Below are 19221 nucleotides of genomic sequence, written 5' to 3' on the forward strand. Positions count from 1 at the left end.
GTGGCCCGGTGACTCAACGTTGGGGGTTGACGCCGCGCGACACAAGCCGGCGTTGCAATTGCCCGACAAACGCGTCGGTGAAGATCGCCAGCAACGCCGTCGGAATGGCGCCGGCCAGCAACATGGTGAAATCATTGAGGTCGATGCCGGTGAAGATCAATTCGCCCAGCCCGCCGCCACCGATCAGGAAGGCCAGCGGCGCGGTCCCGACGGTGATCGCCAGGGCCGTGCGGATACCCGCGAAGATCACGTACAAGGCGTTGGGCAGCTCGACGCGCCACAGGATCTGCGCCGGCGTCATGCCCATGCCGGTGGCCGCCTCGATCAGTGGGCGCGGCACCGCCCGCAACCCCTCATAGGTATTCAGGGCGATCGGCAACAAGGTGGCCACCCACAAGCCGAAGATCGCCGGCACCGGGCCGATGCCCATCGCGCTCATCGCCAGCGCCAGCAGCGCGAGTTTCGGGATCGCCTGGCCGACGTTCAATGTCTGCATGACGACGGCCGCACCGTGCCGCTGCGACGGCCGGCTCATGTAGATGCCCACCGGCACCGCCACCATAATGGCCAGCGCGCCGGCAATCGCCACCATCGTCATCAGTTGGATCGACTGGTACACGACGTCGCTGCGATACTGGGCCACGCTTGTCCACCAGCTGTCGGCGCGGGCCCCCGCGCACGCCACGGCGAGCGCCCCGCCGGTCGCTGCGCGCACCCACGCGGGTGCGCCGCTATGTCGTTCGCGTTTCATGCCGACTCTCCCGTAGGGACGCGCAGCAGCTCGACGATATGTGCCTGGCTGACGTAGCCGACAAAGCGGCCGTCGTCGTCGACCGTGGGCAGCCATGACGCGCCACTGGCGAACATCGAGGAGACCACCGCGCGCAGATCGTCGCGGGAATTCGCGGTGCTGTGCACCGGCATGGCATGTGCGGTACTCAGCGTGCCCTCGAGGGCGTGCAACTGCGCGGCCGTGAAATAGCCTTGCGGCTTGTCGGCCGCGTCGAGCAACACGATCCGGTCGACCCCGTGCTCGGCCATCACCGCCCGGGCGCGCGCGCCGCTCTCCCCGACCCGCACTGCGCACTCGCGCGCCGACAGCGCATCGCGCGCATGGACCAGCCGCAGGCGCTTGAGCGCCCGGTCCGCGCCGACGAAGCCGGCGATGAAGGGACTGGCCGGTCGTGCGAGGATGTTGTCGGGTGTGTCGAACTGCTCAAGCTGGCCCGCGCGGAAGATCGCGATCTTGTCGGCCATCTTGACCGCCTCGTCGATGTCGTGACTGACAAAGACGATGGTCTTCTTGACCTGCCGCTGGATCCGCAGAAATTCGTCCTGGATCAGTTCCCGGTTGATTGGGTCGATCGCGCCGAACGGCTCGTCCATGAGCATCACGGCCGGGTCGGTCGCGAGCGCCCGCGCCACGCCGACACGCTGCGCCTGACCGCCCGACAGGTCCTTCGGGTAGCGCGTCAGGTAGATGGCCGGGTCGAGCGCGACGATCTCGAGCAGCTCCGCCGCCCGCCGGCGCGCCCGGGCCTTATCCCAGCCGAGCAGCTGCGGCACCACGCATATGTTTTCCTCGACCGTCATGTTCGGAAATAGGCCGATCTGCTGGATCACGTAGCCGATGCGACGGCGCAACTCGACCACGTCGAACGCGTCGGTATCCTTCCCCTCGAGGAAGATCTTGCCGGAGGTGGGCTGGATCAGACGATTGATCATCTTCAGCGTTGTGGTCTTGCCGCAGCCGGAGGGCCCCAGCAGTACGCAGATTTCGCCGGCGCCCACTTCCATGTTGATGTTTTCGACCACCGGGCCGCTCGCGCCGTCATAGCGCTTGGTAACGTTGGAGAGCTTGATCATGATCATTGCGCGTGTCGAGGATGTTTGCGAAAGCCTGCCAAGGCGCCAAGGCGCAGCGCCAGACCCGCCGCCCGGGAGGGGCTGCGCAGCCCCTTGGGCGTGAGCAGCCGTTGAACGTAGCCGAGCCCGAAGTCGGCGGCGATGGCGAGCACGCTGACCAGGATGGCACCGGCGATCAGCTGGCGCGGGTCCGATTGCGAGATGCCGCGGCTGATCAGCTTGCCCAAGCCGCCGGCGCCAATGTAGGCCGCGATGGCCGCGACGCCGACATTGATGACCACCGCCATGCGCACCCCGGCCATGATGATCGGCAGCGCGATCGGAATCTCGACCCGGCGCAGCCGCTCGCCGGTTTTCATGCCCATGCCGCGGGCCGCCTCGCGCAGCGCCGGGTCGATATTGGTGATCGCGGTGTAGGTGTTGCGCACGATCGGCAACTGCGAATAGAGGAACAGCGCGATGACGGTCGGCAAAAAGCCGATGCCCTGGCCGATCACCGAGAGCATCGGAATCATGAGGCCGAACAGCGCCACCGACGGAATCGTCATGATGGTCGAGGCGACGTACAGCACGATCTTGGCGAGGCGCTCGTTGACGGTGATCGCGATGCCCAGCGGCACGCCGGTCAGGATGGCGCAACCGACCCCCACGCCGACGATCTCGAGATGCTGGACCGTCATCGTAGCGATGCTCGCCAGATTGTCCAGAATGAAAGCGAGGGTTTCCACTATGTCTCCTAGCCCTCACGGGGCCTTGTTTATCGTGTTTTCTGCTTTGGTTACAAGATAGTCGCAGTGGGCGCCTCCCCGTTACCACGGGATCGACACTGTTTGTCACGAAAGCGACATGCTTCGGCCATGACGCATCTTTTATCCATGCAAATCAACGATATATAGGGATATCCCGTAGCCGAAAATCGATCAAATTCGACATCTTTCGGGGCCGTATACGCGGCGAACCGGGGTAATGAAGTCTTCTATATGGGCTTCAGGGATTTCCGTTGCGCCCGCGTCATTCTGTCGGGCATCGAAGTGATGCACATGATCAGGAGGGGGAAGATGCAACACGATGGTATCGCGCGGACTGCTGCCGAGAAATTCCATTCATTTGAAACTTATGCAATCCTTACTATATCGGGACGTGGGCCTCGCCGCCCTTATCGCGACAGAACCGACACTGGCCATCGGAGTCGTCGCTGCGCAACCCCGTATGAATGGCGTCAGCCCACCAGTAGATCAACGCGCAGTCAGTTGAGCTCAAGCCGACACTGATCCAATGGAAGTGACGTTCCGTGCAAATATCGCCGGAACATTGCGTGCGATGTGTGTGCGCGACTCGCTCAGGTTTGTGAGCCAGCCGGATCTTGACGCAAGCGGGCACGGCGCGTAACGTTTAAATGCTGACCCTCGGCAAATGAAGAGGTCGTATGCACTGTGCAAACTGCGGATTCGAGAACCTCACCGGGGCCAGATGTTGTGAAGCGTGCGGTGCCATGCTGTCGCGCACGTGTCAGCGCTGTGGCCATGAGGCAGAGCCTTCCGCCAAATTCTGCAGCGAGTGCGGCGCGTCCCTGACCGGTGCGCCCGCAGCGCCAACCCTGCGCCCCCGGTCTGTTTCGGAGCCTGCTCCGGCGCCCATCCATTACACGCCCCACCACCTTGCCGAGCGCATCCGCGCCGAGCAGGCGGCGATGGAAGCCCGCGGCGAGATCGCGGGTGAACGCAAGACCGTCACGGCGTTGTTCGCCGACATGGCCGGCTCGACGGCGTTGGTTCACGACCTGGACCCGGAAGAGGCCCAACGCCTGATCGAGCCCGTTGTCGCGCTGATGATGGAAGCGGTCCACTACTACGAGGGTTACGTCGCCAAATCGCTGGGCGACGGCATCCTCGCACTGTTCGGCGCACCGATCGCCCATGAGGACCATCCGCAACGCGCGCTCTTTGCGGCGCTGCGTATGCAGGGCGCGATGCGCCGCCACGGCGACCGGATTCGTCTGGAAAAAGGCATTCCGCTGCAGATCCGCGTCGGCGTTCACACCGGCGAGGTCGTCGTGCGCTCGATCCGCACCGACGACCTGCACACCGATTACGATCCGGTCGGGCACACGATCCACATTGCGTCCAGGATGGAGGGAATCGCAGTTCCCTCGTCGATCCTGGTGAGCGAGTCCACGCACAAGCTGACGGAGGGCTATTTCGAGTTCAAGGCGCTCGGGGCCACCCAGGTCAAGGGCATTCCCGAGCCGCTTTCGGTGTACGAGGTGTTGGGTCCCGGCGCGCTGCGCACGCGCCTGCAACTGGCGGCGCACCGTGGGCTGGCGCGCTTCGTCGGCCGCGAGGTCGAACTCGAGCACTTGAACCGGTCGCTGGAACAGGCCAGGGCGGGCCACGGGCAGATCGTCGCGGTGGTCGGGGATGCCGGGGTCGGGAAGTCGCGGCTGTTCCATGAATTCAAGGAGCGCTCGCGGCGTGGCTGTCTGGTGCTGGAGACGTTCTCGGTGTCGCACGGCAAGGCTTTCGCATATCTGCCGCTGATCGAGATGTTGAAGAACTATTTCCAGATCACCGCGCAGGACGACGAGCGGCGCTGCCGGGAAAAAATTATGGGCAAGGTGCTGACGCTCGACCGCAGCTTCGAGGAACTCGTGTCGTACCTGCGCTATCTGCTGGGCATCGGTGAACCCAGTTCGGCGCTGGCGGAGATGGATCCACAGGTCCGGCGGGACCGGACCTTCGACGCGATCATCCAGCTCCTGACGCGCGAGAGCCGCGACCAGCCGATCGAACTGCTGTTCGAGGACCTGCAATGGCTGGATCGCGGAACCGAAGCATTCCTCGCGTACCTGATCGAACACGTGCAGGACACCCGAATCCTGCTCCTCGTGAACTATCGGCCAGAGTATCAGCCTGGTCGGCAACAGTCGGACCATTTCACCCAACTGCGGCTCGAACCACTGGGCCCGGCCGACGCCCAGGGCTTGCTCATGGCGCTGCTCGGCGACGATTCAACCCTCGGACCGCTCAAACAGCTCATTCTGGAGAAGACGGAGGGCAACCCCTTTTTCATCGAGGAAGTGGTCCAGACGGTCGTCGAGGAGAAATCGCTGCTGGGCGAACCTGGCCGTTACCGGATTGAGCAGACGCCGGCTGCGCTGCATATGCCTACCACTGTGCAAGGCGTGCTCGCCGCCCGCATCGACCGGCTTCCCGTCGCGGAGAAAGAGTTGCTGCAGACCCTCGCCGTGATCGGCAAGGAATTTCCGTTTAGCCTGATCCAGCGCGTCGGCGGTGGCCAGGTTGGGTACACAGACGACGAGCTTCGCCAGCTTCTGGCCCGCTTGGAAGCCGCGGAGTTCATTTACGAACGGCCCGCGTTCCCGGAGGTCGAGTATTCGTTCAAGCATGCGCTGACGCAGGAAGTGGCCGGCCACTCGCTGCTCACGCAGCGGCGCAGCGCGCTGCACGAGCGCACGGCGCAGGCGATCGAGGCGCTGTTCCCTACCCGCATCGGGGACTACTGCAGCGAACTTGCGCATCACTACAGCTTGAGCGGCAACATCACGAAGGCCGTGGAGTATTTGCATCGTGCCGGGCAACAGGCGCTTTGGCATTCCGCGCATCCGGATGCGATGCATCACCTCGGCGCGGCGCTCGAGTTGCTCAAGCGTCTGCCCGACACCCCGGCTCGCGCGCATCGGGAACTGACGCTGCTGCTCTCGTTGGGACCTGTCTTGATGGACGTGCGAGGCTACGGTGCGCCGGAGGTGGGCGCGGCCTATACCCGCGCGCTGGTGTTGTGCGAGCAGACTGGCGAGACGTCGCAGCTCTTCGCAGTGCAACTGGGACTGAGGATCCACTACCTGACGCGCGCGGAGTACACTACTGCGCGCGAACTGGGCAAGCGGATGCTTCGCATAGCGCGGCGTGCAAAGGATCCGGGCCTGCTCGTGGAGGCGCATAGCGCACTCGGTGCGTGCCTGTTCCTCCAGGGCGAGCTCGACGCCGCCCGCACCCACGGGGAACAAGCACTCGCCATCTACGATCCGGAGCAGCATCAGGTGCATGTCTTCACTCACGGCGTGGATCCCGGCATCCGGGCGTTGAACTTCCTGGTTCCGACCTTGTGGCTTCAGGGATACCCCGATCAGGCGCTCAAACGAAGCCTGGAGGCGCTTGCCCTCGCACAGAAGCTTGCCTACGGTCCAACCTTGGCGTTCACCCTGGCTTACGCGGCCGAGCTGCATCAGCTTCGCCGCGAGTCATCGCTGGCCCGCGAGCATGCGGAAGCCGTCATCACCCTCTCAACCGAGCAGGGATTGCCGTACTGGCTCGCGTGGGGAACCCTTTTTCGGGGCTGGGCCCTGACCGAACGCGACAGTCTCCAGGACGGGATCGCCCAAATGAGCCAAGGCGTGGCCGCCGCCCGAGCCGCCGGTGGCGAGGATCAGCGCTCGTACTTCCTGGCCCTGCTTGCCGACAGATACCGGAGCGCGGGCGACAGGGAGGCTGGCGTCGGCATGCTCGAACAGGCGATGGCGATCATGGACAAAACCGGGGAGCGTTGCTTTGAGGCGGAGTTGCATCGGCTGAAGGGGATCATGCTGCTCGGTGCGGGGAACCACGACGATGGCGCACCCGCTTGCAGCGACGAAGCCGAAGCGTGCTTTCGCAAGGCGATCGCGGTGGCTCGCCATCAGGGCGCAAGATCGCTGGAATTGCGCGCCGTGTCGAGCCTGGCCCGGCTGTGGCAGTGCGAGGGCAAAATTGCGGAGGCCCGGCAAGCGCTCTCCGAAGTCTACGGTTGGTTTACGGAAGGTTTCGACACCGCTGACTTGCGCGAGGCCAAGGCATTGCTGGATGCTCTCGCACCCGTTCGAGCGAACCGGTGACACCAGGCGCTGACCTTGGCGTCGACGCGTCATCGATAACTGTGTGACGCGCCCGGCACCGTTGTATTTGCGGTGCGGAATGACTCGTACGCTGCGGGCGATGATCAAAAGGTGTAGCGCGAGACGGGGGGCAAGCTCGGGCGAAACTGGCCCATTGACGTGAACACATGGCGCTGACGGCGATAAGCTAACGCCGTCAGCGAGTCAAAACGAATTGTTCAGCACCGACTGGATGGCGCATGCGTGAGTGACTTCATGGCGCATCTGGGGCTGTCGGCAGTCCCTGGCTTCGGCTCACCTGAACAAAGCTCAGCCAAGAGCGCTGACCAGCCCGGGTACAACCGTGAACAGGTCGCCGACGATGCCGTAATCGGCCACGCCGAAGATCGGTGCTTCCTCGTCCTTGTTGATCGCCACGATAACCTTCGAGTCCTTCATGCCGGCCAGGTGCTGGATCGCACCGGAGATACCGACCGCGATATACAGCTGCGGCGCGACGATCTTACCGGTCTGGCCGACTTGGTAATCGTTTGGCACGAAGCCCGCGTCCACCGCGGCACGCGATGCACCGAGTGCAGCGTTGAGCGTGTCAGCGAGCGGCTCGAGCACCTTGTTGTAGTTTTCGCCGCTGCCCAGACCACGCCCGCCCGAGACGATGATCGTCGCCGCGGTAAGCTCCGGGCGGTCCAGCTTCGTCACTTCGCGGCTCTCCGCGATCACGCCTTTACCAACTATGTGACAGATCTCGCGTTCAGCCCCGAACCGCTGTACTTGAGTCGCACGATACCCAGTGTCACCGCCAGCCTGTGCAGCACCAGCGTGATTGCCCAATATCATGCAGCGCTACAGGGAAGCGCACTCGCGATTCTTCCGTGTTTCATGGCTGCCCCCAATCCCGCACTCGTGCCGATCCCGGCCGACGAGATTGTTCTGACGCGGCATTTCTGGCTCAGCAGCCGTGAAGATCTCCGCAAGCTGCGCCGTATGACTGCGTTGTGGGACTATCTGCGCGCCGCCACGGCCGACGCGAACCGGGCGCTGCTGATGGGGGAGTCATCCGAAATGCGGTATGTGAATCCTTGATGGCACCCAAGGAGGGAGCTCTGGATTGCCTCCTCCCAATGCTTACTCCCTCGATGGCTACCCGTCATCGTATACACCAATACTCAGCCAATATTTTCTACAAATCGACAATCGATCGAACATAGTTTCGGATCTTTCGAATGTTTTTATTTTTGTCGATCAATATCATCCTTCCACAGAGTTGCATGGTTTCTCGATGCTGTGCGTTTGGCGACCCACTCTTCGTGTGGATGAAGGGCGTTCCGCATCGGACGCAACTCTAGAGAAATAGAATCATGATTTGCATTTTCGATAACAATCAGGATCAACTTGAAATAAACAACTGCGCGGAAATTCAATTCGCCGATCGAAATGAATAAGCTCAGATTATTTAAAGGATTAAAAATGAACAAATTCCGATCGATTTCCGCACTTTCGGCGGTTGCGATTGTAGCACTTGCCCCGCAAGCCAGCCGTGCACAAAGTAATGTAACGATATACGGCACAATCGATAACTCGTTGCAGTATGTCCACAATACGGGCGGTCAGAGCAATCAGATTTCCCTTCAATCCGGGCAACTCACCGGTAGCAATTGGGGATTGAAGGGCTCAGAAGATCTCGGTGGAGGTTTGTCGACAATCTTCAAACTCGAGAGTGGATTCGATGTCAACTCGGGCGCCATGACTTCCTCGGGATTTGGTCGCTCGGCATATGTCGGGCTGAAATCCAATAATCTCGGCACTGTGACTGTCGGTCGTCAGTACGATCCCTTGCTTTACGAGACGTTTGCCGTCCAGCCGAACGCCTATTTGTACTACTTCACCACTCCTGGCAACGTAGACAATTCCGATGGCCTGATGCGTATGAGCAGTTCAGTTCAGTATGCCTCGCCCAATTTCAATGGATTGGAATTTCGCGCCGCGTATGCAGCAGGTGGCATTGCAGGAAGCACAGGATCGGGACAATCCTATGGTGTAGGTGTTTCATACTCGGCAAACCAATGGAATTTTGGTGGCGGCTACCTTCACATCGACAATGGGAATGCTTCGATTGCTACCCGGGGCACGAAGGATTTTAAAGATCTGATTATTTCTCCGGTCAATTCCGCGTACGCAACTGCAAGCAAAGTAAATATCCTTCGAGCTGGTACAAATTACACGTTTTCCAACTTTACGGTCGGTGGATACTACAGCTATAGCGAGTATCTGGCTGACGGCGCTTCAACTTTCAAATCAGCCGAGCGCTACAACAATGGAAACGTGTACGTAGTTTGGCATGCGAGTCCCGCCTACACGTTCCAGATCGGCTACAATCTGTTGAAATCCAACGGCGACTCCGCCGCGACCTATCACCAGGTGTCTATTGCAGGCGATTATGCGTTGAGCAAACGTACCGAGCTCTACGCGTCGGTTGCCTACGCACACGCGTCCGGGAAAAACGGTGTTGGGAATGCGCAAGCTGTGGTTGCAGATTCCTACGCGGCTGCCGGAATGAGCTCGCAGGAGTTCGCCATGATGGGCATTCGACACAAATTCTGATTCGGTGCCAGGGCCAGTTTTTTGTTGCGCCCAAGGGGTCAAGTTGCAACGGACTTGCCCCTTGCACATCGCCGCCGCGATCACCTGAGGTCGGATTCAGGTCGGTGCGTGGCGGTAGTCCGGAAAGTCCGCAGCATACCGCGCACGCCCCCCCGCCCTGACGAACGTCTATCGCCCGCCGAGCCCGATTAATGGCCGCCCCAGGGAAATTCACTAACAGGCTACTGAAATACCCTTCACGGGCGACGCAGCAGTTCCTTCATTGAGTTGGATTTGCAGGTTACCGGTCGAAGTCCGGCACGATCTCCTTCAATCGCTGGCCAGTCGGCGCCCCCCTTCTGGCCTATTTTCACCCACGCGGGGCCGCGTTTGCCGCCAACGTGTGGTACGCCCATCGATGGCGGAGCCACCCTGGCGCGCATGGTTCTGCGCCACGTGCGGCGTGACTGCATTCTCGCGGCATGCCTGCACGAAGCCCGCCGTGTCGTAGTTCTTGTCAGCACCGACTGTGATGGGCGTCGAGGATGCTTGCGCCGCGTCCGCCAGCATGTCGGCGGCGGCATCACGTTCGGCTGTCCCGCTGGCCAGCGTCACCTGAGCATTGACGAGCAGTCCGTGACGATTGTCGCTCAGCACATGACCCATGTAGCAGAGCACCGCCCCCCACGCCTTTGCTCTTCCGAAACAAACGCGACTGGTCATCGGTCGTCGACTCGTGCGTCGCATTGCTGCGCTTCTGTCCGTGCCAATTCGCATTGGGCTGCGCACGCGCATCGGACGGCGTATCGTCATCGTCACGTCGCTTCTTTGGCACGAAGCTCTTGTGACCGGCCCACGCTTGAATCAGCGTGCCGTCGACACTGAAATGCTCACCCGGCAGGTAGCCCCGTTGGTGCGCCGTCTCGACCGTCTCGTTGAACAGCGCCACCACGACGTCGTGGACCATCAAGCGGTCGCGATTTTTGCTGAAGGTCGAGGCATCCCACACAGCGTCGTCCATCGCCAAGCCGACAAACCAGCGGAACAGCATGTTGTAGGCAATCTGCTCCATCAGCATCCGTTCGCTGCGAATCGAGTACAGCACTTGCAGCAGCAGCGCCCGAATCAGCTTCTCTGGCGCGATGCTTGGTCGACCACCCTTGACGTCGCGTTCGCACATCCGCGCAAACACGCTGTCCATGCTGACCAACGTCTCATTCAACCATTGCCGAATCGGTCGCAGCGGGTGGTTCGCCGGAACGAAATCGTCCAACTTGCTCATCGTGAACATCGATTCGGTATAGCTGTCGGGGCCGCCCATCGTTTCCATCACCGTTTCTGGGGTACCTTCATGCAACGTTTACCCCTGCGCAGCGGATGACCTCGCGTCGAGGTATTTCAGCAGCCCGTTAGAGCCAAGCCGCCGTGTCTCCCATTCCCGCAGAACATGTCGCTGCACCTTGCTTCCGTTCTGTCCGTGAGACATCGGGAGTTCATCAACGATATAGATCCGGAGAGGCCGCTTAAAAGGGGCGAGCGAGTCCTTGCAGCGCCGCAGCAGTGCGTTCGGGTCGGGGACCAGATTTGTCCGAGGCACGACAAACGCCACAGGCCAAGTCGCGGTATCGACAGGCACGGCTATCACCTGACACTGGTTCATGGCCGGATCCTGATGCAGAACCTCCTCGATTTCGGCGGGACTGACCAGATAGCCCCCACCCGCATCGCGTCGTCGACACGCGATTCGAATACGACCGCCCCATCGGCGCGAATCCAGCCGAGGTCCCCCGTTCGAAAGTACCCGTCCGCGGTTATCGCTGCCGTCGTGGCCGCCTCATCGTCCAAATAACCTCGCATACGGTTAGGTGTCTTCACCTCCAGTTCGCCGACCGCGCCCTGTTGCACAGTCTTGCCCGTAGCGGGATCGACGATCCTAAAGACCGCGCCGATGCACACGGGCAGGTCACCCGGCTGTTCGCGATAAGCCAGCCTCGCGCCTTCAGGTTGCACGGCGAAGCCGGCCATCAGTTCCGTCATACCGTACCTTCTTCTTCCCGTCGAGCCAGTCAAGCCCGGCGCTTTGAACTCCGTTTTCGCCGGCTGAAAGTTCTCCATCACCAGTGTTCACAATTAGTCGCAGGGCTTTCATCTGCCTAAGGTCGATCTCATTTTCGGCACCATCGATGCAGAAAAGCACTGCTGCTCGCGTACGCACGAGGAGTTCACCGACTTCACGGCCGGTCAGTCGCAGGTTGATACTGACATATGCTGCACCGAGCCGGTAGCAGCCGAACGCGGCAACGAACCAGTCACCGCTGTTTGGCAGCCAGATTGCGACACGGTCGCCGGAGCGGATGCCCCGGGCGGCCAGTGCGGCCGCGATCCGCTCGGAGGCGTTTGCTAGGTGCCCGTATGACCACGCTCTGCCCTGGTACTCCAAGGCGATCGTTTCAGGCGATGGAACCCGGAGAATATCTGCCAAGACGGCAGGCCTAGTGACAGAAGTGTTGATCATCACGAGTTCTCAAACAGTCACTACCGGAGGACCCGCGAGCCTGCCGCGGCGGGCAGCCGCAATGTCGGTGCGGCAAGCAGGAAGCGGGACTGGCCCCTCCCGAACATAATCCGCCAGAGGGTGTCAGATGCCAAAGTCAAAATGAGACAGCCGGGCTTGGAAAGACGGCGCATGCAATGGGGAACGGTGCACCGGTCGTCACTGACACGCGCACAGTCTAATTTCGGTGTACAAATGGCCTGACCAGCACCAGCAACGGCTGGCATCAGGTACCGCAACCAGGAATCGATGCAGTATGAGAAGAAGTTCCGGTGAAACGTGCGGTAGACGATACGTGGTATGTCTCCCGATCCTCATCGCGACGCGGCGCGCCGCATTCCGTAAAAAAACAGCGAAAGTGGTGTCCATCAGCCATACCGGCCCACAGTGTTTGCTGTCAATTGGTCACTTCATCAACACGCTAGCCCGAACAACGCAAAAGAACCGGTCCGACGATTTGTGACCTTCAGAGGAGCGGGTCGGGGAGTCATACCCGCTTGCCCGTGGCCGCGCCGCTGACGGTCGCTGAGCTGTGCCTGGCTTCCGATCTGCTCCGCCGCCGTCACACATGCGCTGTCCTGCGCCGGTTGGAGCGCATGACGAGCAGGATCGCCGCAGACGTTGCAGTAATGATCACGGTGGACACTGCTGCCAGCGTCGGATCGGAGTCAACCCAGACGCTGGTGAACATCTGCACGGGCAAGGTCTTCAGGTCCGGTCCCGTCAAAAACGACGCGACTACCACCTCGTCGAACGATGCCATGAACGCGAACAGCGCCCCGCTGGCCAGCCCAGGACGGATAATCGGCATGGTCACAAGAAAGAACGTCTCGATGGGTGTCGCGCCACAACTGGCCGCCGCATATTCAAGCGTTCGGTTGAATCCCTTCAATGCGGCGCCAACCGTCGTCACCACAAACGGTATCGCCAGCGCTGTGTGCGCCAGAATAAACCCGAGGTAGTTCGCGGTCAGATGCCATTTAAGAAAAACGGCGTACGTCCCGACACCGCTCACAACGGCTGGAATGATCATTGGCGAGAGCAATAGTGACGACGTCGTGGCTCGCATGAAGTTGCTCATTCTTGCAAGTGCCAGCGCGGCCATCGTGCCGAGGAAAAGCGATAGCACGGTCACGACAATGCCGATGCCAAACGACTGGATCATGCCGCGATACCAGGCCTCGTTCGTAAACAGGTTGGTGTACCACTGCGTCGACAGGCCCTTCGGCGGAAAAGAGAACGACTGCACCCCCGTGAAGCTCATCGGAATGATGACGAGCAGTGGCGCGATAAGCGTGAATGCCACAAGGACAGCGAAACCATACAAGGTCGTATAGCCTGCACGCCGAGCGGAAAGAGATTTCAAAATAATTTGCACGGTCGCCCCCATAGTTACTTCGTTCCAATGCGATCCCGCAATTTGCGCGTCAGCATCGCACCTATGGCAAGAATGGCTATAGTGGTAACAAGCAGGACAACGGACATGGCACTGGCGCGTCCCCACGCGAGCAGGTCCGTTACCTGTCTGAAAATGATCTGCGGAAGCATGGCTTCACGGACCGATCCGAGTATGGCCGGCGTTACATAGAACCCCAGCGTCAGCACGAACACCAGAATCGCGCCCGCAAATACGCCCGTCAGGGAAAGCGGCAGAAAGACCGTTGCGAACGCAACGACGGGTCTTGCCCCAAGCATCAGCGCGGCCCGCATCAGGTTCTGGTCGATCTTCTGCATCGTCGTATACATAGGCAATACGGCGAAAGGCAGCAAAACTTGGGTCATGCCGATCGTCACGGCGGTCGAGGTTCCTAGAAGCCCAACAGGTGCGATCCCCACCAGTGCCAATAGATAGTTGAGCACGCCCCTGTCCTGCAGGATCACAACCCACGCAAAATTGCGCACCACCGCGCTGGTCCAGAACGGCAAGAGTACGACACCGAGTATGGCCAGTTTCCATACCCCCTTGGCACAGATCATCGCGTAGGCCATCGGGTAGGCAACGAGAATACAAAACACTGTCACCCGACCGCCAGTCAGGAGGGTGTTCCAGTAAATTCGCATGTTCGTATCATCAGAGAAGAACCATGCGAAATTTGTCCAAATCCTTCCGTCAGCAGGTACGTCTGTGACGCTCTTCACTATCATCATCAGGATAGGATAGAGAAAAAATGCTCCCAGAAAAACCACCACGGGGATGGCAAGCATCGGCGACGTAATACGTACGCGAGATCTCCGGGATTTCTGCACAAGAGCTTCCGGTTCCGATTGGCGCGTTGACACGGTTGCGGATTCAGTCACCACGACCTCCGTACTCGACAGGCAGAAGATTGCTTGCGGTGCTTGGCCAGCACACGGCGACTTCGGCGCCCTCCTTCACATCGATCTGGTCGCGGGGTTGCTCCCGCACCTGCATGAGTGACCCATCTGGCAAAGTCACTTCCACCTTGCGCGATGAGCCAACGTAGATGATCTGCGACACGCGCGCAGTGACCCGATTGGCATCATCGCACGCCTGCGACATCGGCAACACGCGCATGCGTTCGGGACGCACGCTAATGGCCGCATCCTTGATGCGATCGATATTTCTCTCACGCGGGGCCCTGAATTGACCGAACGAGGTAACCAGGATGTGGTCATCGCCATCGGCATGGGCACTACCTCTCAGGATATTGCTATCTCCGAGGAAGTTCGCGACAAACAGCGATTGCGGGCGCTCGTAAAGGTCCGTGGCCGTCCCAACCTGGGCGAGCTTTCCGTCTTGGAAAACGGCGATGCGATCCGACATCACGAGTGCTTCTTCCTGATCGTGAGTCACGAAAATGAAGGTGATGTTCAATTCCTTATGTAAGCGACGGATTTCCAGTTGCATCTGCTCGCGAAGTTTCTTGTCCAGGGCGCTGAGCGGTTCGTCCATCAGCAGAAGCGTCGGCTCAAAGACAATCGCACGGGCAAGCGCCACCCGCTGCTGCTGGCCTCCAGACAGCGCAGTCGGATACCGGCCGGCCTTGTCAGACAGTTGGATGAGATCGAGCACTCGCGACACGCGGACTCTGATTTCCGCCTTGCCTACTCCGCGCCGACGCAGCGGAAATGCCACGTTGTCGAACACCGTCATATGCGGGAAGAGCGAGTAGCTCTGGAAAACCATCCCGATGTTTCGACGGTGCGGGGGCAGCTCCTCGATCGGCTGCCCGCCTAGCATGATGCTCCCCGAAGTCACATCCGTAAAACCCGCCACCATGCTGAGCGTCGTCGTCTTCCCCGAGCCGCTCGGGCCAAGGAAGGTGACAAACTCACCCGCTGTTATCTCCAGACTGACATTGTCCACTGCGGGCGGGTTCTGACCGTACCGCTTCGTGAGGTTCCTGATGGATAAGGCCGCGCCAAGGCCGCGGGTCGAGGTGTTGGATTGCGGAGAGGTCAACATCATGGGTCTCTCAAGACAATTATCGTCGGTAGCTGGCCGTGGCCCACGCAATCCGGACCACGGCTGCCCGCGTGAGTTTTAGACTACGAACAGCGTTACTTCGACTGCCATGCCACGAATCGTTGGTTGACGGCATCGAAATTCTTGGCCCACCACTCCTGATTCGTGAATACCGCCTTACTCAGGACGGGCAAGAAGCGCTCGGTCAGGACATCGACCTTCGGATGCCCCTTTGCATTGGCCGTTGCATACGAGGTAAGTTCGGTGAGCTTTGCCTGTTGCTCAGGCTGTGCGATGAACTGAAGGAACGCATCGGCCGCTGCCTTGTTCTTGCTACCCTTCACGACAGCATACTGATCCCAAGAGACGATCTGCTGGTTCGTCACCACGTTGATCTTGGTGCCGGTTTTGGCGGCCGCGTAGGCACGGCCAGCATAGGCGAGCGAAAGATCGACTTGGGTGTTGGCGAGCGCATCCGTCAGACCGCCCGTCGACTGGGTCCAGATAATCGAACTTTTGATCGTATCGAGCTTCTTGAACGCGCGATCGAGGTCCAGGGGATACAGCTTGTCCGCAGGCACCCCGTCCGCGAGAAGTGCGGCCTCCAAGATGCCGCTTGTCGGGTTGTTCCAGATCGCACGCTTGCCCGGGTATTTGCTGAGGTCGAAGAAGTCCGTCCATCCTTTAGGAGGATTTTTGCCGAACTTGTCTTCGTTGTATGCGAACACTTCCGACACGATTGAGGTCGGCACACCGCAGTCGTTTGTCACGAACCGTTTGTCGATGCCCGCCGCGACGAACTTCGATGTGTCCACCTTCTCGAATAGCACGCCGCAGTTCTGCTCGATGAACGCCGCGTCTTCCGTGAAGACGTCCCAGACAGCATTGCCCGCATCGACCTGCGCCTTGAGTTTGGCGCGGGTGTTCGGGGTGTCGACATCAACCTTTGCGCCTGTCGCCTTCTCAAACGGTGTGATCCACGCCTGGCGCACGTACGTCAGCAGCGCTCCGCCAAAGGTAGCGACTGTGATCTTTTGCCCCTCCAGTGTGGGCGCCGCGACTGCGGCGGTGCCGTTGAACGCAAGCATCGCTGCGATCCCAATCAACTTGACTGCTTTCTCGACTGACATGTGATTTTTCCTCAAGCCTGGATTTACGAGAACGCTTCAGGTTCGATGAACCGCTGAAGTCGCCATAGCCCGAACCGTCGCCATAGCGGCCGATTCGCAAATTCAGTATATGGATCGACTTTTTTTTTCACTATCGCTGCTTGGAGAACCAAGGATCGGTCGGATCGCAGGTAAGTGGCGCCGAAAAGCGCATGTGCTAGGCGTTAACCCTTATGTCGTGTGCGGACCAGCATCGATTGGGTGTGCGGAATCAGGGCTGGGCATGTGGGCCATGACAACGCATGAACGGAGCATCGCGACGAGCTTCCCATGAGGCCCCGTGTCCCGGCTGACGACGTTAATAGGTACAGTCCGTCGGGTGATGTCTGGCCTGACGGCGCGCACTCGGCCGGTCGCCACGAAAGGAGCCGCGAGATGCTGGGAAACGTAACCGAGATCACGCCCCGAAAGAACGAGTGCAAGCTGCGCCTGCGCGCCGAGCCCGACATCTCCCACACGATAGTCGCGCGTGATCAGCAAGACATCCTTTCTTTCCAGATGCCCACGACTCGAATACGGGTACTCGGAAAGCTGAGCTTCCGTGATCTCGTGGTCGGCCACATCGAAAAGCGGATGACCCCTGCCACAGAAAAGGTAGGCGACTTCATCAAACACGCGTTGCGTTGATACATCACGTGTGTAAGCATCGGAGACGGTCAAGCCAAGACTCACAGATCCATCCGCCACGCGACTGATGGCCTGATAGCCGACCATGATTTCAAGTCGCACCTGCACGCGCCGTCCGACCCGCTCGCCGAACGCGTGCAGCGCTTCCGGCAGACGGCACGAAGGGTTGGTAATTATCTCGTCCTCCACAGCGATGATCACTTCACCCGCGAGCTCGTCACCAATCTCGCCAATGTCTTCCTTGAAGGCATCAATTGCGGTGAACAGCTGCTTCGCAGATTTGTATACCCGTTCGCCTTCAGGAAGTAGTTTAAACCCTCCCGGTCCGCGTTTGCACAACACAAACCCCAGCCGCACTTCCAGCGTCTTCAAATGCTCGCTCATCACGGACTGCGAGATATTGAGCGCCGCCAGTGCCGCTGCAAACCCGCCCCGGTCGACGATCTCGGCGAAGCTCCGGAGCAGTCGCAGGTCGAGATCGGTCACTTGCTTCAATTTCGACATCAGAAGATATTCCGTGTAGTTGTGTTCTCGGCTAGCCGATGATAAGTAGGCAAAAAAAGCGCCCCTTTGCTCCTAAACAGTCAACGCGCTGGCACTGGCGCACCGGGAGTCGAGATTCGCAGATACTCCCACTCGCTAGCAATCAGGATAAGCCCATCCGCCCGGCCCGTGGCCGCCATCTCGCGAGGCCTGTCGCCACCGATTCGCGCCAAGGCTCGGGCCCCAAATATTAACGGACAATTGATAGTCCGTCGCTATGCTCTATGGTTAGGCATAGCCGAACCAGGCCGCAGGCGGCGTCCGAAGCCAAAACCCGCGTACGCGGCGCTTCCCCCCCAATTGCCGAACAAAGCGTTTGCAGAAGGATGTGGTCCGTCGCTTCGCTGTGTGCTCACATGGAGTCTTGTGAATCCATGTGAAAAGAGGACATATGCCGGGACCACTTGAAGGTTTGAAAGTCATCGAGATGGCAGGAATGGGCCCTGCACCGTTCTGCGCGATGCTGTTTGCAGATATGGGTGCACAGGTCGTACGCATTGAGCGCCCGGGCGGAGCCGCAAAGATCGACAGGACAGAAGTCACTGCCCGCGGTCGTCCAATCATCGAGATCGATCTTAGACGGCGAGAAGGTCAGGAAACCGTGCTTCGCATGGTGGAGACGGCCGACGTGCTTATCGAAGGCTTCAGGCCGGGCGTGATGGAGCGACTTGGACTCGGTCCTGATATTTTGCTCGGGCGTCGGCCTCAACTGGTGTACGGCCGGATGACGGGGTGGGGACAGACAGGACCACTCGCGCAGGCTGCCGGACACGACATCAACTACATTGCGATTTCGGGCGCGCTAAACGCAATCGGTTGGAAAGATCAGGCGCCCGTTGTTCCACTGAATCTCGTCGGTGATTTCGGTGGCGGTGGGATGCTGCTCGCGTTCGGTGTGCTCGCGGCCGTACTCGAAGCACGACGCTCGGGCACAGGTCAGGTGGTGGATGCCGCCATGACGGACGGAACCGCGTTGCTTTCGGCGATGACATACGGATTTCGCGCGGCCGGAAGCTGGACGGATGGGCGGGAAGAAAACATGCTTGACGGCGGAGCCCACTATTACGGCACCTACGAATGCCGCGATGGGAAATACATCGCCATTGGCGCCATCGAGCCGCAGTTCTACGCGCTGCTCTTGGAACGTTGCGGCATCATCGATCAGGATCTGGTGCAGCTTCAGCAGAACCGCAATCTTTGGCCGGCGTTCAAGCAGCGTCTCGCAGAGGTCTTTAGAACGAAGACGCAAAGTGAATGGTGCGAGTTGCTCGAGGGCAGTGACGCGTGCTTTGCCCCGGTTCTTGACTGGGAAGAAGCGCCGCGTCATTGCCACAATATCGCACGCGGCACCTTCGTCACAATCGACGGTGTGACGCAGCCGGGCGCCGCACCAGTATTCAGCCGGACCCCCGGTTCTGCCACACGTGTCCAATCACGCAGCGAACCCGAACAGGTCCTTCGTGACTGGGGACTCAACCTGACTTAGTGACGCGAAGCGACACGGTCTGGTCGTGTCGCCATCCGACGCTCCGCACGACGCTCCCGGCTACGGCCCCACCGCCCC

14 protein-coding genes and 4 pseudogenes are annotated in these 19221 nt (G+C 60.2%); 5 read left to right on the top strand and 13 right to left on the bottom strand.

Annotated elements, in window-relative coordinates; genetic code table 11:
- Positions 1-13: 13 nt before the first annotated feature.
- The 3 genes from PTE30175_RS10845 to PTE30175_RS10855 are packed head-to-tail and all read right to left on the bottom strand — an operon-like array spanning position 14 to position 2594.
- Positions 14-751: an ABC transporter permease gene (locus PTE30175_RS10845; RefSeq protein ID WP_150697069.1), complete on the bottom strand. Its 738-nt coding sequence runs from the start codon at positions 749-751 to the stop codon at positions 14-16.
- Positions 748-1866, bottom strand: a complete 1119-nt coding sequence (locus tag PTE30175_RS10850) for an ABC transporter ATP-binding protein (protein ID WP_150697106.1) — start codon at positions 1864-1866, stop codon at positions 748-750. The genes PTE30175_RS10845 and PTE30175_RS10850 overlap by 4 nt, the downstream gene beginning before the upstream one ends.
- A gap of 2 nt (positions 1867-1868) precedes the next feature.
- The gene (locus PTE30175_RS10855; RefSeq protein ID WP_150697070.1) at positions 1869-2594 is read right to left on the bottom strand and encodes an ABC transporter permease; all 726 of its coding nucleotides are present in this window, start codon (positions 2592-2594) and stop codon (positions 1869-1871) included.
- 252 nt (positions 2595-2846) lie between these two features.
- Here PTE30175_RS10855 and PTE30175_RS10860 point away from each other — a divergent pair.
- Both PTE30175_RS10860 and PTE30175_RS10865 read left to right on the top strand, forming a co-directional pair.
- Positions 2847-2972: pseudogene (locus PTE30175_RS10860) on the top strand (IS6 family transposase); the annotation flags it as partial.
- 320 nt (positions 2973-3292) lie between these two features.
- Complete coding sequence (locus PTE30175_RS10865; RefSeq protein WP_150697071.1) at positions 3293-6757, top strand: adenylate/guanylate cyclase domain-containing protein; 3465 nt, start codon at positions 3293-3295, stop codon at positions 6755-6757.
- A 309-nt stretch (positions 6758-7066) separates the two neighbouring features.
- Here PTE30175_RS10865 and PTE30175_RS10870 read toward each other — a convergent pair.
- A pseudogene (locus PTE30175_RS10870) lies at positions 7067-7465 on the bottom strand (electron transfer flavoprotein subunit alpha/FixB family protein); the annotation flags it as partial.
- Between PTE30175_RS10870 and PTE30175_RS10875 the strand changes: the two are divergent.
- Positions 7466-7840 (top strand): annotated as a pseudogene (locus PTE30175_RS10875) (LysR substrate-binding domain-containing protein); the annotation flags it as partial.
- Positions 7841-8224: 384 nt separating this feature from the next.
- Positions 8225-9358 carry a porin gene (locus PTE30175_RS10880; RefSeq protein WP_150697072.1) on the top strand — a complete coding sequence of 378 codons (1134 nt, stop codon included), beginning with the start codon at positions 8225-8227 and terminating at the stop codon, positions 9356-9358.
- A 378-nt stretch (positions 9359-9736) separates the two neighbouring features.
- Here the strand turns inward: PTE30175_RS10880 and PTE30175_RS10885 are convergent.
- From PTE30175_RS10885 to PTE30175_RS10925, 9 genes and pseudogenes are all read right to left on the bottom strand, one after another.
- Positions 9737-10658: pseudogene (locus PTE30175_RS10885) on the bottom strand (IS5 family transposase); the annotation flags it as partial.
- A 39-nt stretch (positions 10659-10697) separates the two neighbouring features.
- Positions 10698-10997, bottom strand: a complete 300-nt coding sequence (locus tag PTE30175_RS29205; RefSeq protein WP_150697073.1) for an AMP-binding enzyme — start codon at positions 10995-10997, stop codon at positions 10698-10700.
- Entirely contained in the window at positions 10994-11374 is a 381-nt protein-coding gene (locus PTE30175_RS10895; RefSeq protein ID WP_191628981.1) for an AMP-binding protein, read from the bottom strand. The genes PTE30175_RS29205 and PTE30175_RS10895 overlap by 4 nt, the downstream gene beginning before the upstream one ends.
- The gene (locus PTE30175_RS10900) at positions 11337-11852 is read right to left on the bottom strand and encodes an AMP-binding protein (RefSeq protein ID WP_224788703.1); all 516 of its coding nucleotides are present in this window, start codon (positions 11850-11852) and stop codon (positions 11337-11339) included. Before PTE30175_RS10900 ends, PTE30175_RS10895 begins: the two co-directional genes overlap by 38 nt.
- Positions 11853-12453: 601 nt before the next feature.
- The gene (locus PTE30175_RS10905) at positions 12454-13257 is read right to left on the bottom strand and encodes an ABC transporter permease (RefSeq protein ID WP_224788692.1); all 804 of its coding nucleotides are present in this window, start codon (positions 13255-13257) and stop codon (positions 12454-12456) included.
- Positions 13258-13283: 26 nt separating this feature from the next.
- Positions 13284-14189, bottom strand: coding sequence for an ABC transporter permease (locus PTE30175_RS10910; RefSeq protein ID WP_150697077.1), 906 nt, complete (start codon positions 14187-14189; stop codon positions 13284-13286).
- Entirely contained in the window at positions 14182-15321 is a 1140-nt protein-coding gene (locus PTE30175_RS10915) for an ABC transporter ATP-binding protein (protein ID WP_150697078.1), read from the bottom strand. Before PTE30175_RS10915 ends, PTE30175_RS10910 begins: the two co-directional genes overlap by 8 nt.
- A gap of 92 nt (positions 15322-15413) precedes the next feature.
- On the bottom strand, positions 15414-16448 hold the full coding sequence (locus PTE30175_RS10920; protein ID WP_224788693.1) for an extracellular solute-binding protein: 1035 nt from the start codon (positions 16446-16448) through the stop codon (positions 15414-15416).
- A gap of 210 nt (positions 16449-16658) precedes the next feature.
- Positions 16659-17618, bottom strand: coding sequence for a LysR family transcriptional regulator (locus PTE30175_RS10925; protein WP_150697079.1), 960 nt, complete (start codon positions 17616-17618; stop codon positions 16659-16661).
- A 430-nt stretch (positions 17619-18048) separates the two neighbouring features.
- On the opposite strand from PTE30175_RS10925, the gene PTE30175_RS10930 reads away from it, so the two are divergent.
- Positions 18049-19143, top strand: coding sequence for a CaiB/BaiF CoA transferase family protein (locus tag PTE30175_RS10930; protein WP_150697080.1), 1095 nt, complete (start codon positions 18049-18051; stop codon positions 19141-19143).
- Positions 19144-19221 lie beyond the last annotated feature (78 nt).

The sequence above is a fragment of the Pandoraea terrae genome (genome assembly GCF_902459695.1).
GTDB lineage: Bacteria > Pseudomonadota > Gammaproteobacteria > Burkholderiales > Burkholderiaceae > Pandoraea > Pandoraea terrae.